At 64.7% G+C, this 12,999-nt stretch carries 13 protein-coding genes and 1 pseudogene; 4 read left to right on the forward strand and 10 right to left on the reverse strand.

From position 1 onward, the window contains the following. Positions 1 to 2: 2 nt before the first annotated feature. The 5 genes from AVCA_RS26860 to AVCA_RS26490 all read right to left on the reverse strand — a co-directional run bounded on the left by AVCA_RS26860 (position 3) and on the right by AVCA_RS26490 (position 4,502). Positions 3 to 1,244, reverse strand: coding sequence for a PqqD family protein (locus tag AVCA_RS26860; RefSeq protein ID WP_231876232.1), 1,242 nt, complete (start codon positions 1,242 to 1,244; stop codon positions 3 to 5). Further along, positions 1,241 to 2,458 carry a styrene monooxygenase/indole monooxygenase family protein gene (locus tag AVCA_RS15405; protein WP_012701928.1) on the reverse strand — a complete coding sequence of 406 codons (1,218 nt, stop codon included), beginning with the start codon at positions 2,456 to 2,458 and terminating at the stop codon, positions 1,241 to 1,243. The genes AVCA_RS26860 and AVCA_RS15405 overlap by 4 nt, the downstream gene beginning before the upstream one ends. Then, positions 2,455 to 3,471 (reverse strand): polyprenyl synthetase family protein, encoded by a 1,017-nt coding sequence (locus AVCA_RS15410; protein ID WP_236616195.1) that lies wholly within the window; start codon positions 3,469 to 3,471, stop codon positions 2,455 to 2,457. Before AVCA_RS15410 ends, AVCA_RS15405 begins: the two co-directional genes overlap by 4 nt. A 114-nt stretch (positions 3,472 to 3,585) precedes the next feature. Then, positions 3,586 to 3,735, reverse strand: a complete 150-nt coding sequence (locus AVCA_RS26485; protein WP_012701930.1) for a hypothetical protein — start codon at positions 3,733 to 3,735, stop codon at positions 3,586 to 3,588. A 620-nt stretch (positions 3,736 to 4,355) separates the two neighbouring features. Then, positions 4,356 to 4,502, reverse strand: coding sequence for a hypothetical protein (locus tag AVCA_RS26490; RefSeq protein ID WP_012701932.1), 147 nt, complete (start codon positions 4,500 to 4,502; stop codon positions 4,356 to 4,358). 214 nt (positions 4,503 to 4,716) lie between these two features. Between AVCA_RS26490 and AVCA_RS15415 the strand changes: the two genes are divergently transcribed. Then, entirely contained in the window at positions 4,717 to 5,109 is a 393-nt protein-coding gene (locus AVCA_RS15415) for a hypothetical protein (protein ID WP_012701933.1), read from the forward strand. A 120-nt stretch (positions 5,110 to 5,229) separates the two neighbouring features. Continuing rightward, positions 5,230 to 6,525, forward strand: coding sequence for an OprD family outer membrane porin (locus AVCA_RS15420; protein WP_012701934.1), 1,296 nt, complete (start codon positions 5,230 to 5,232; stop codon positions 6,523 to 6,525). Here the strand turns inward: AVCA_RS15420 and AVCA_RS15425 are convergent. From AVCA_RS15425 to AVCA_RS15435, 3 genes are read right to left on the reverse strand one after another with little or no spacing between them, the layout of a single operon-like run. Continuing rightward, entirely contained in the window at positions 6,516 to 7,382 is an 867-nt protein-coding gene (locus AVCA_RS15425; protein WP_175555876.1) for a rhomboid family intramembrane serine protease, read from the reverse strand. The genes AVCA_RS15420 and AVCA_RS15425 overlap by 10 nt on opposite strands. After that, positions 7,366 to 8,349, reverse strand: a complete 984-nt coding sequence (locus tag AVCA_RS15430; RefSeq protein WP_175555880.1) for a metallophosphoesterase — start codon at positions 8,347 to 8,349, stop codon at positions 7,366 to 7,368. The genes AVCA_RS15425 and AVCA_RS15430 overlap by 17 nt, the downstream gene beginning before the upstream one ends. 2 nt (positions 8,350 to 8,351) lie before the next feature. Beyond that, positions 8,352 to 9,239 carry an NAD(+) kinase gene (locus AVCA_RS15435; protein ID WP_012701937.1) on the reverse strand — a complete coding sequence of 296 codons (888 nt, stop codon included), beginning with the start codon at positions 9,237 to 9,239 and terminating at the stop codon, positions 8,352 to 8,354. Positions 9,240 to 9,280: 41 nt separating this feature from the next. Between AVCA_RS15435 and AVCA_RS15440 the strand changes: the two genes are divergently transcribed. Beyond that, positions 9,281 to 10,270 (forward strand): DUF1853 family protein, encoded by a 990-nt coding sequence (locus tag AVCA_RS15440; protein WP_012701938.1) that lies wholly within the window; start codon positions 9,281 to 9,283, stop codon positions 10,268 to 10,270. Here the strand turns inward: AVCA_RS15440 and AVCA_RS15445 are convergent. Together AVCA_RS15445 and AVCA_RS26495 are read right to left on the reverse strand one after the other, a co-directional pair. After that, positions 10,267 to 11,248: pseudogene (locus tag AVCA_RS15445) on the reverse strand (1-aminocyclopropane-1-carboxylate deaminase/D-cysteine desulfhydrase). The gene AVCA_RS15440 and the pseudogene AVCA_RS15445 overlap by 4 nt on opposite strands. Further along, positions 11,248 to 11,730 (reverse strand): hypothetical protein, encoded by a 483-nt coding sequence (locus tag AVCA_RS26495; protein WP_175555875.1) that lies wholly within the window; start codon positions 11,728 to 11,730, stop codon positions 11,248 to 11,250. Before AVCA_RS26495 ends, AVCA_RS15445 begins: the two are co-directional and overlap by 1 nt. A gap of 276 nt (positions 11,731 to 12,006) precedes the next feature. Between AVCA_RS26495 and AVCA_RS15455 the strand changes: the two genes are divergently transcribed. After that, on the forward strand, positions 12,007 to 12,966 hold the full coding sequence (locus tag AVCA_RS15455) for a carbon-nitrogen hydrolase family protein (RefSeq protein ID WP_012701939.1): 960 nt from the start codon (positions 12,007 to 12,009) through the stop codon (positions 12,964 to 12,966). Positions 12,967 to 12,999: the final 33 nt, after the last annotated feature.

The following is a 12,999-nucleotide window of genomic DNA, read 5'->3' on the forward strand; positions in this document are numbered from 1 at the left end:
CTTCAGTACGCCCGTCGAGCCGGGCGGCGCAACTGTGACAGATCGCTCATCAAGCCTGCGAGGAAGAAGGCGAGCAGCGAGAGCGTGATGACCCACACCAGAGGTCCGACGAACCAGGCCTGCCGGTCTTCGCGAAAGAGCGAAGCGAAAAAGGCGTGGTTGGCGAAGGCGTTCATCGTGACCAGGAAGACGAGGTAGAGCAGCGATCCAAGCGCATAGAAGAGTTCCGTGCGTCGATGCGTGGCCGCTGTCGCCAGGGCCACGAGCGTTGGACGGAACTCGTCGAATAGCCAGGAGAAGGCATCGCGGCGCAGGTTGGGGCGATTCAACAGATCGCAAAGCGCGTAGTAGCCGTCGTATTCGAGGAAGGGCGTCAGGCAGAGGAGGACGGTCAAATACCGGATGGCGGCGCCGAAGAGAACCAGGGATGCCAGTTGGGGCGGCAGAAGCAGTGAGGCGAGCGCCAGCAGCCCAGCGATGACGAGGTCGGCGATCGGCCCGGCGAGACTGACCAGGATTCGCTCCCGCCGTCCCGCCAACCACATGTCGGACGTATCGACGAAGAAAAACGGTCCGACCCAGAACCAGCCCAGCCCGATCGCGATCACCTCCCGCCCGAAATGCTTCACCGCCAGCGCATGGGCGGCCTCATGCAGAATCATGCAGGTCAGGACGAAGGGAGGCAGAAGCCAGAGCGAGGCATTGGTGGGAACCGCCATGCTCCGTCCCGATGACCAAGCATGGAGAAAAACGGCAAGGCCGGCGAACAGAATGCCTGCCAGGAGGAACTTCGCGGGGCCATGGAAGGCCCGGCGGCCAACGAGTCGGTACAGCGAGTCCGCAAACGAATCGACACCTTCGATATCGACTCGATAGGTCAGGATGCGGCGACAGGTCGCGGCGATGCCTCTCTCGGGTTCGACCCGGTCTGTCACTGGCGCCGCCGTGGACAGCCGTAGCATTCCCGTTGCGGCCATGTGCCGGATGATGTCGGCGATGACTTGGACATCCCGCGGACCGCCGAGGTGCACGACTTGCTCGGCAATGTCCGACACGCTTCTGCGGCCGTCGCAGAGCGTCCAAATCTTGGCGTACGCAGCGGAAAGCGCGAAATACTTGCGATGCCTGCGCTGCTTGACGATAGCCTTGCGTCGGTCTCCGTCCTGGCGCCAGTGCAGTTCGGCGTCGGGATCCCTGATCGGCACCCCCAGGAGGAGTCCGTCGTCGTTCTTCGAGGCGGTCATGCCCGTTCGAGCCCGAGCAAGAGAGGCAGCAGTGAGGCCGGGTCCTCGAAGCCCTGCGCCACACGATCCGCTATCGCTTGTTCCAGCGTCGCGCGCCGCATCAGGGCGGCGGCCTGTACCGACGGGGGACGAAGGGCCATGTTCGTCCAGATCGTCGCGGCACTGACCTCCTGCCAGGCGCGCGAGGCGCATGCCGCCAGCCAGACGTCGTCGAAAGGCCCCTCGTGTTCCGCGATGGCCCGAAGGCAGACCATCGCCATTCGGATGGCGTTGTTCGCCCCCTGGCCGACGAGCGGGTCGTTCAGCACCACCGCGTCGCCAAGCCCCAGCACGGCGCGACCGGATGGAAGACGAGCCACGCCATGTCTTACCGTCGGAACGATACTGCCGGACAAGCTCGCGCCAGGGTCCGTGACATACGCATCCGCTATCCGCTCGCCTTCCTCGGGCAAGCACTTCGCCAGGGCAATCCGCATGGCTGCGAGCAGCTCCCGCGCGGCGAGGCCTTTGCATCCGATGTCCAACGGACCTCCCGTCATTGCCTCGAACAGAAGCACTTCACAGGGTCCGCCATGGGTGAGAGCCGGAAAGTGCATCACGGTGCCTGCGCCGGCGACGGCAGTGGAAGAAACACAGCCCACATGGTGCGGCGGCATCGCTCCGCGCAAATAGACCATCGCCAGAGTCCGCGCCGGTGCGCTGAACGGCGATCGCATGGGATCAACGGGAAAGAGCGAGGCCAACCTTCCCTTGCCGACCGCCACGACGAGCAACTCGCTTTCCAGGGCATAGCGCTCGAGACAGGCCATGTCGGCCTCCATGATCTCGAGGCAGCCCCCCATTCGGATGAACACATCTATCAGGGCCGGAAACTTGATGCGTTGGTCGACCGATTCCGCTGGCGCCCGGAGCGTCCCGACGAAGCTCTGCCGCGTGACGCGATCCGGCGGCATCGAACGGCTTGCGACATGAATGGCGCCGATTCGCGGACTCGCAGCGCTCCAGAGATCCAGGCCAAGCTCTCGCTCCGCCGCCAGGGCCGGAGCGAAAACGCACTGCCCCGACAGAATCCGGCCAGCGGCGATAACCGCGGCCGGGCGATCGAGGATCAAACGGACCCGGTGCCCCAGCCCGCGCAGCCCGATGGCGAGGACCAACCCTGCCTGCCCGGCACCGACGATGGTGACTTCGCGAACCGGCGATGGTTTCTTCATGGTGCCAGCACCGATGTCCGCAGCACGAATTCGCGCAGATGCATCGCAGACCGTTGAGAGGGACATAACGCTTCGATCTGCGCCAAGGCACGCCGACAATTCGCCTCGATCATCTTGACGACATCGCGCAGAACGCCGAAGGACCGCAGATGCGCCCGTATGCTCGCGTGCACGCTGGTGTTATGCATCGCTTGGCGAAGGAGATCCTGTATCTCCTCCCGGGCGGAACCGTCTGTCCTTTCAAGGAGCAAGGCAATCGGCAGGGTCGCGGTGCCGCTGCTCAGATCACGACTGGGGCGAGGCCCGAACAGATCCTGCAGATCCGATCGGAGCTGCCGCGCGATACCCAGGGCTCGCCCATAGGCGGCATAGGCCTCGACCTGCTCCGGGGTCGCTCCGGCGTGCTGCGCCGCCAGAGCCGCATAGAGCGCACGGCGCTCGCCCGTCTTCATTCGCACCACCTCCTCGATGCCTTCACGAGCGACGGCCTGCCCGGTAGTGGCGGCGATATCGGCGAGCTGGCCGGCGGCGATCCGGGCGAGCCCGTCGGAGAACCGGGCGAGCATGGCGACCGAAGACGCCTCGGCGCCGCGGAGGTGGGACAGGATCTGGTACGGCACATGCGAGATCATGCTGGTGGCGCCGAGCAGGATCTGTCCGGGAGGAAGCTCCGCGACGGGGCCCTCGACCTCTCGATCCATGATGTGATCGAGCGTGTAGATTCCCGCCTCCAGAATCGTCAGGGCCGCGGTCAGTTGCCGCGTTGCGTCGGCGATCCCGTTCCGCACGCCATCGGCCACCAGAAGTGGCACACGCAAGGCCAGGTGACACACTTGCAGCCTGTCGACGGCATCCAGCAGGAGGATCTCCAGCAGGCGCCGGTGCGCTTCGGAGCAGGTATGGGTCCGCAGTGCCGTCAGTACCGCCTGACGTACCTGGATGACCTCCAGATCGAGCCATCGCATGGACGATGCACAGACTTGGTCGAGACGGCTGTTCAGCTTGCTACCCATGATTGCCCATTCGATGATGAGACTGTCGTGGCTACGTAGAAGACCGTGCGGCCATATTGCCGTACGGTCTTCCGGATAGTATCCGCCGCGTGGACGACGGCTACCTTACCGGTATTAGCACTGGGAGCCGCCAGCGCTGCCGCCAGTTTCTTTGCTGATGCGCGACTCGAGTTCTTCGTCGGAGATATCCTCCCAACGGATCTCTTCGACATCCAGTTCGACCTCGAACTGCTCGATGGAATTCTCGTGTTTACTCGCATCCATAAGACTTACTCCTGTATTTAGAAGGCTGCCTGTTGCGCTTGAAACAGGCGACCACAAGATGACTACAGTAAGTGTCCACGCCATGGCGACAATATTTACTTTTCATTAAATTCGCCACGACAACAAAGGTATACAGTTGATTGATATGCGTACCCTTGGTAAGGACGACAATTCGACTATCACAGATAATGTGGCTGAAGCGGCGAACACAGTGGAGGTACTTTGCCGGCAGTCTGGTCGGCTCATTGAATTGGCATGATTGCGAAAAAAGCCGTATCACTATTTTCAAGCAATAGGCGTACAGAATATCGACCCCAGTTGTTGGGAGTGAAGCCACTACGGCCCGATGCGCTGCATGCCTCCGGGCTTACGAAGCCATGCCTCGGCGAAGGTATGGAACGTGCGTCGTCCCAAGTAATGCCATGCGCAATAGCGAGGTGTAATGTGAACGTGACTCCACGTCGTGCAGAGTAGCTTGTCTATCCCGCCATTAGTAAGGAGTGAAGAAGGAGAAATTGGCGCCACTATTTCAATGGCACATATGGGCAATTGCTGGATAACGATGCCATATCATGCTCATCTGGATAACCGCCGCACAGGCGTCGGCTATCTTACCGGTATTAGCAGTAGTAGCCGGCGGACGAAGCCTGATCCTTGCTGATACGAGCCTCGAGATCCTCGTCAGCGATATCCTCCCAACGGATCTCTTCGGTATCCAGCTCGACCTCGAACTGCTCGATGGAATTCTCGTATTTGTTCGCGTCCATAAATTCTACTCCTGTATTTTGGTCAGTCGGGTGCATTACCTGCCGTATTTGAAGCAGGCGCGTACAGAGTGTTTTCAATAAGCGTCCATGCCATGGCAATAAGATTTATTATTCGTTAAATTCATTGGCGATGATGAGGCGTAAAGACAGTTATTATTACAAATCCAGGGCCACGTCTTCGCCGGCACAAGAGTCGAAGATCCAGATACCCCCAGTGCAATACCCGGTACAACGTGCCGGAAACACCATTCTGGAAGAACCCCGCCTGAAAGGCTTCGGATTCTGGTTGGTCCGGCATGTATCGATCGGTTTGCAACCGCTACCACGACTCCCCGGTACGGCGAAGGCCTCGCACAGCAAGCCGCTGGGCGTGAAGGTGTTACAGGAACCGCGCAAGTGGACGGGAGCCGATTTCCCACCACCGACCGTATGCCCGGTATCGAAGCGCAGTTGCCGAACGACGTCTTCCGCTTCCTGCAGGAAGGTGGGCATCGCCGATGCGAAGCAGGTCCTCGGAATCCCGTCCTTCGATCTCGTGTACCACCCGTCGGACGATGCCGTCGGCAGCACCTGGAAACTGGAGCCTGCCGGGGATGTATTAAGCTGAATGCGTCCGATTCGAAGTCGCACTTCGGACACGATACCTGGCACAAGGATGGGGTCCTGGCGTCCCGGCTCCTGCTGTCCGCCGCCCGGCCACGACGACCGCAGGTAATCCGGAGCCCTCATGTCGACATATACACCGTGCGGCTGGCGCGCGCTGGCCCTGACTCTGTCAACGGCATCCATCCAGCCGACCATGGCCGCTCCGCAGGCCGAGGCGCGGGGATTCGCCGAAGAGGCCGGTGCCCACCTGATGCTGCGCAATGGATACGTGTACCGCGACAACCAGGACGGCGTGCGCGACCAGTCGCGCTGGGCCCAGGCGTTCATCGCCAGTTTCGACTCCGGTTTCAGCCGCGGTCCCGTCGGCGTCGGCCTGGATGCCTTCGGCCTCCTCGCCGTCCGGCTCGACACCGGCAAGAGTCGCGACGACGGCGATATCGCCTACTTTCCCACCGACAGCGACGGCGACACCGAAGAGGATCTGGGCGAACTCGGGATCGCCTTCAAACTGCGGATTTCCAATACGCTGCTGCAATACGGCGATCAGCTCCCCGCCCTGCCGGTGCTGTCCTACGACAGCTCCCGCCTGCTGCCGCAGACCTTCCGCGGCGTGCTGCTCAGCAGCGAGGAGATCGACGGCCTGACCCTGCACGCCGGGCGCTTCACGGCGCAGAACGACAACAACCACAGCGGCAGGGACGTTCCGGGACGGGAACTGGATTCGATCGAACTCGTCGGCGCCAGCTATGCCTTCAACGAGCGGCTGAGCGTTGCCCTGTATTTTTCCGATATCGAGAAGGTGGCCAGAAAGCGTTACGCCAATATCGTCTGGCAATTGCCGCTCGCCGAAGAAAACACCCTGGAGTTCGACTTCGATTTCTACCGGACCCGCTACGACCGGGACTACACCCGGACCGGCAAGGGCGAGGACAACAGCATCTGGAGCCTGATGGGCACCTATCGCCGGGGGCCTCATGCCTTCATCCTCGCCTGGCAGCGCTCGATCGGCGGCTTCGAGAATCTCGACGAGGACGGCCAGCCGGTCACCCACGGCTACGACTTCGATTTCGGCGACGGCGGCGACGCCAATTACCTGGCCAACGCCTTCTATTCCGACTTCAACCGCAAGGACGAACGCTCCTGGCAGATCGGCTACGAACTGGACTTCGCCGATCTGGGCATGCCGGGCCTGACCTGGAGAACCGCCTATGTCCATGGCAGCAAGATCGACACCGGCCGGGACGGCACGGCGAGCGAGCGGGAGTTCTACAACCAGATCCAGTACGTGGTGCCGGAAGGCGTGGCCAAGGACCTGTCGATCAGCCTGTACGGCTCGATCTATCGGGCCAGCCGCGACCTGAACCAGGACCTGAACGAGATCTGGCTGTTCGTCGACTACCCGCTCGACTATCCCTGATCCCGGCTGCGGGCCCAGGCGCCGCCGATGACGCCGGTCAGGCAGCCGGCGACCAGCCCGGCGACGTGCGCGGCGTTGGCGATGGCGCCCAGCCCCAGGGCGGTGACCAGGCCGGACAGGCAGACCAGCAGCCAGACCAGCATCATCGTCACCACGCCCGGCGGCAGGCGATAGGCGGCGCCGGGCGCGAAGCGCTGGAAGATCCAGCAGTGGCCGAGCAGGCCGTAGAGCACGCCGGACAGTCCGCCGAACAACGCCGGACCGCCGAACAGATACTGCGCGACGTTGGATGCCAGGCCGAACAGCAGGGTCAGGAGAAGCAGCGTCGAACCGCCCTGGCGGGCCTCGACGCGCCGTCCCAGCTCCCAGTACCAGAGCCCGTTCATCGCCAGGTGCAGCCAGCCGAAGTGGATCAGCATCGGCGTCAGCAGACGCCACCACTGGCCGGCGGCCAGGGTCTCGGACAACGGCACGAAATACAGGTAGTCGCCCTGGACGTGGAACTCCTGGAAGGTCAGCCAGCCGACGGTGGCGAGGTTTTCCCCGAGCAGGGTCAGAGCCGCCACCAGCAGGGTCGCCAGCAGCATCAGGGAGGTCAGCGGGCTGTGGCGCAATTGCCGGAAAACACCGGAGGCGCGGCGCGGCGCGTCCGGGACGAGCCCCTGCGGGTCGCCTTCGGGAAAGCGCGCATAGAGCAGACTCACCTCCCGGGCCAGACGGGGATCGGGCACCCAGAGCACCTGCTCGCCGCCCTCCTCGCTGACCCGGTGAGGCACGCCCAGGCGCCGCAACAGGCCGACGAAGCCGCTGAGATCGGTCCCCAGCGGCAGGCGCAAGACCTCAATTGCCGTATTCATGAGGAGCCTCCGGACGCTCCACCTCGACCCAGGCGAACTTGTCCGGATCGAGCCGGGTCTCCTGGTCCAGCCGGTAAGCCACCAGCTTGCCGAACATCACCGCACTGTAGTCGAGACACACCAGATTGGAACGAATCAACGACGGTTGCCCCTGGCGCCAATAGTGACCGACGAACAGCGGTGGCTGATCGGCATCGTAGAAAGGCAACTCGGCCCGGTGAACGGAGGAGATCGGCATCTGCGCGACGGGTTCGGGCAAGGCATCCGGCTGGAAGACGATGTCGGCGTAGGTCTGCGGTGCGTCCGCCCAGAACTTGCTGCGGAAGGTCTCGCGGGCGAGGCCGTCCCGGCCGGTCAGCGTCATGCCATGGGGCAGGCGCATGTTGATGCCGCGCAGCAACCGTTCGAAGACCTGGTGGGCGAAGGTATCGGGCACGGCGGAAGCCTTCAGGAAGGGCTCGTCGATCACGCCATCCGGGTACTCCCGGCGCAGCGGCTCGATCAGGCTGGAATCCCAGCAGGCATGCACGACGCGGAAGCGGCCGGCGTCGATGAACAGTGGCAGCTCGTAGAACCAGTCGAGAAAGGCCCGCCAGTCGCCCGGATGATCGGCGAACTGGGTCAGGGTTTCGTGGATCAGCCGCTCGTTGCGCACCGTGTGCTCGCGCACGTAGCGCTGGCCGCTTTCCGGCGGCGCCTCGGTGGACCAGCCCAGCAGGTTGTATTCGTGGTTGCCCATGGCGCACAACGCCTGACCGGCCTCGACCATGTCGTGCACCAGATGCAGGGCCTCGCGAATGCGCGGGCCGCGATCGACGATATCGCCGACGAACAGCGCCATGCGCCACGGATGGCGCCACACGCCCCCCTGGCGCCGGTAGCCGAGGCGTTCGAGCAGGATCTCCAGGCTATGGCCGCAGCCATGCACGTCGCCGATCAGATCGTAACTGCGCAACGGATCGATCAGCATCAACTTCCACCACCCAGACGACTGCCCCAGCCCAGCTTGGTGCGGCATACCTCGTAATAGTTGTGGTCCAGCGGATGGATCAACTGCAACCGCTGCGGCTTCTTGCTGATGGTGACGATATCGCCGGGCGAGCAGGTGAAATGGTTCTGCCCGTCGCAGGAAACCTGGGGATAGATATCCATCTTCGGCGATACCACGATCTTCAGCTCGCTGTTGCCGGCGACCACGATCGGCCGGCTCGACAGGGTGTGCGGATACATGGGCACGATGACGATGGCGTCCAGCTTGGGATGCATGATCGGTCCGCCGGCCGACAGGGCGTAGGCGGTGGAACCGGTCGGTGTGGAGACGATCAGTCCGTCTGACTTCTGGCTGCAGACGAACTGTCCGTCGATGTACAGCTCGAATTCGATCATCCGCGTCGACTTGCCCGGATGCAGCACCACATCGTTCAGCGCGTCGCCCTGGCCGATCGGCTCCAGCTTGCGGCGCACCTGGGTTTCGAGCAGGAAGCGGCTCTCCACGGTGTACTGGCCGTCGAGCACCTCGGCGACCCGGGTTTCCAGTTCGTCGGGACGGATATCGGTGAGAAAGCCCAGGCTGCCGCGGTTGATGCCGAGCACCGGCACCTTGTAGCGGGCCAGGGCGCGCGCCGCGCCGAGCATGCTGCCGTCGCCGCCGACGACGACGACCATGTCGCAGACCTCGCCCAACTGCTTGCGCGAGGACACCTGCAGGCCATGCCCGGGCAGAAGTTCGGCAATCCCCTCGTCAAGAATCACGTGCAGGTGTCGATCGAGAAGAAACCTCTTCAGCCGGCGGATGGTATCCACCACCTGGGTACTACCCAGACGACCGATGATGCCAATATTGCGAAAGTGCTCCATGGGGCTCCTGCGGGGGCGGCGATTACAGGCGAGGGGCGATTATGCGGGAAAGCCGGACAACGCGGCAAACCACCCCCCGAGGGGGGCGGGCGGGGCCTTTCGGCGGCCTCGCCGACCTCCCCGCGCGCCTGCGCCGGCCACGGGTACGCGACCTGGCCTGGGCCCTGCTGTCGCCGCCGTTGCTCGCCGTCACCGCCTGGCCGCAGCGCCATCCGCTGGCAGCGAGCCACTGGGCAGGCGAGCCGGCCCGCCTGGCCGACTGGCTGCGGACCCTGGATGCCTGCAGCGCCCCGCTGGATGCCTGGCTGGCACGGCATCCGACGCGCCGCCTGGGTATCTACTACGAGCGGCTCTGGCAGTTCGCCCTGGAGCAGGCGCCGGGCGTCCGCCTGCTCGCCGCCAACCTGCCGATCCGGCATGGCAGCGATACCCTGGGCGAGTTGGACCTGCTGCTGCAGGATGCCGAAGGGACGCATCATCTGGAGCTGGCGGTCAAGCTCTACCTCGGCTCGGCAGGCAATTCCGAACGGCTTCCGGCCCGCTGGATCGGCCCCGGCCAGCATGACCGGCTCGACCGCAAGCTGGAGCGGCTGGAACGACATCAGTTGCCCCTGTCGAACGCCCCGGCGGCGCGGACGATCCTGGAGCGGCTCGGCTTCGCCGCCCCGCAGGCCGCCTGCTGGCTCGGAGGCTATCTGTTCTATCCCTGGCCGGATGGCTGTCCGGCTCCGGCCGGCGCCAATCCGGCGCACCTGCGTGGACGCTGGGTGAGACGACGCGACTGGCTGGAGTTTCTCGCCGGCGCTCCCGCCGGCCGCTGGCAGCCCCTGCCCCATCACGCCTGGCTGGCGCCGGCCCGTTTCGAAGGGGTGGATCTCTGGCCTCGGGAAACCCTGCAGGCCTGGTCTGCGGGACTGGGCCCCGCCACACCGGCGCATCTGCTGGTCCGGCTGGAGGCCGACGGGGCTGGCGAATGGGTCGAGGCGGAACGGGTATTCCTGGTCGATGACGGTTGGCCGGCCCCGCTTTAAGACCTGTCTCGACGTATTGGCATCAGCCGCGCGTGCCCCAACTCCTGCAGACGCCCGGCCAGCGTCCGCCGCCCCTGCAGCCCGCCGGTGTGCACGAAAACCAGCCGGCTGTCACGGGGAATGCCGCCATGCGCGACCTGCTCGCGCAGAGCCAGCAGGGCCTTACCGGTATAGACGGGGTCCAGGGGAATGCCCCCTTCCCGCTCGCTGGCGAGGATGAAGTGCGCCAGCTCCGCATCGAGCCGGGCAAACCCGCCACGGCTGGCGTCCAGCAGACGGTAGCCCGCATCGGCCACGCCGGCTTCGGCGAGGATCGCCCGGACCTGTGGCGCCACGCCGTGGCTCGCCGGCACAGCCAGGGCGCCGTGTACCGGACGCGCCCCGGCTTCGGCGAGGACCAGGCCGGCCAGTGTGGTCCCGGTGCCGGCAGCCAGCCACCAGCCGTGGTAATCGCTCCAGCCGAGCGACCGCAACTGGGGCAACAGCATTTCCCGCAGAACCCTGCAGCCCTGCGCGCCGGTCAGGCCACCACCGCCCTCCGCCACCGGGTGCAGATCGGCATAACGGTCGCGCCACGCATCCCAGAACCCCTGCCGGTGACGCGCCCGATACCCGCCGTAGCCGAGCCAGTGCAGGCGCATGCCGAAGTCCTGCAGATCGCGCACGGTGGGCGTTTCTCTGGGCTCGCCGCGCAGCAGTCCCACCGTGGGGAAGGAGAAGCGCCGCCCGGCCGCCGCCAGTGCATGCAGGTGATTGGAACGGGGACCGCCCAGACTGATCAGCCCCCTTGCCCCTTGCCCCTTGACGCGCGGCCGCCGCCAGATGGGGTGCCAGCTTGAACCACTTGTTGCCGGAAATCAGCGTATCGACCAGATCGAGCCGTAGTACGCCGACCTCGATACCGGCCGTGGCCAGCCAGCCGAGCGCCAGGGGCTGAAGCGGCGCCCGAGGCGCCCAGTGGATGTCCAGCACAGGGATCAACCGGCGTCGCACAGGCGGCTGCCCGACCGGTGCCGCGAACAGCGGTCGGATTCGCTCGCGACGAAGCGCCGGGGGCGCCAAGCCCCGCCTATCGGCAGCGCACAGCGCCTGCCGCCGGGCGGCTCGCACCCGCGGAACGGTTGTTGCGGGCGCCTCGAGCGGGGGCGATGGCGCTTTTCGCCAGTCGAGCCTTTGGCCGCAGCACAAGCGGCGAGATTTTTCCCATAGCGAGCGGTGCCCTGCTGCGAAATGGCCGGAAGTCCCTCGGAACGGCAGGTTACGAACGTCAACCCCAGGCCGGCCAGTTCCTCCCCATCCTTGCGGTACAGGGGGGCGCCAGTTTCCAGTCCATCGGCCAGAGCCGACAGACCGGCACCTCTTTCGAATACGGCCTCGAACTCCGGCAAGCGCATTTCCCGATAGACGCCCCATTCGCCGAAGAACGGCACGGCCTCGATCCTTTTCGGTGTTTTCCGCACGACTCAGGTCCCTTACCGTGTTTTCCGGCTCGCGGATAGGGTATCCCCGCCGGCTCACAAGATACGCCAAATCCAGGTAACAGAAGCCAGGCGCCACATGACACGATCGACGGTCGCTCGACTCGACGCCCGCGCCCGATGGCTGCAGGAAAGAAGAGCCAGAAACGGCCTTTCGGCATGGTATCGCCTTCCCGCCTCCACAGACATCGATCGATGGCTTGGCATTCCCGGCATCCCCCCCTACGCTGAACGGATTTTTCCGTCCCGCTTCCGATCATGCGCAAATTTCAGCTCGTTCCGCTCCTGCTGATCCTCGTCGTTCTTCTCGGCCTCTATGCGAGTTGGTGCGCGCCACGCTCGGGCGGACATTATCTGGCCGACCTGCGCAGCACGCTCATCCACGAAGAGGGAATGGTAGAAACCAGGGCCAACCTGCTGATCGTGCGCCCCGAGCTGTTTCCCAGCGACTACCGGAGCCCCGGCCATCTGCGCCTGAAGCTCGCCGCCATTCTGGACGGGGCGCGGGACAAGGGCCTGCTCAACGAACGCAGCGTGGTCGCCCTGCCCGACCAGATCGGCACCTGGTTGCTGCTCGGCGGCGAGCGAAACGAGCTTTACGGTGCCCGGAGCCTTCCCGAAGCGCAGGCATGGCTGCTTCTGGACAATCCGCGCCACCTGGCCCGGGCCTGGCTGCGGAGCGAGGGTTTCCCCGGACTGGGAGAAACCCTGCTGCGCATGAAGGCGAACGAAATGGCCCGTGACTATCAGCAGTTGTTCGGTTCCCTGGCCAGGGAATACCGCATCACCCTGCTGGCCGGCTCTCTGCTCCTGCCCGAACCGCATATGGAGAACGGCGTACTGCACACGGGCAAAGGGCAGCTCCATAACGTCGCGCCGGTCTTCGGCCCGGATGGCAACCTGCTCGGCATACCTCAGATACAGGCCTGTGCGGCAAGGGGCGCCGGACCGGTCACGGTTCAGGAAATTCACACAAAAGACATGCAGGTGCTGGTCAGCCGAGAGGGATGCCGCTCACCCAGTCTGGTGAAGTCGGCCGGCATGCGGAACGGGATAGCACTCTTCCTCCGGGGCCGCCTGTGGCCGCTCGAGGACCTGACGGACTGCTGCGGAGCATCGGCTTTCAGCCGGGAAAGCCCGGGGTCCGGCAGCCATCTGCTGAGCACCCAGCGCGTATCATCACCCTCCGTCGCGGAGCTTCCGGCAGAGAACCGCTGACAGCACACTCACATTTCCGTGGCGTCTTCCGCC

Origin of the sequence: Azotobacter vinelandii CA (assembly GCF_000380335.1) — a bacterium.
GTDB lineage: Bacteria > Pseudomonadota > Gammaproteobacteria > Pseudomonadales > Pseudomonadaceae > Azotobacter > Azotobacter vinelandii.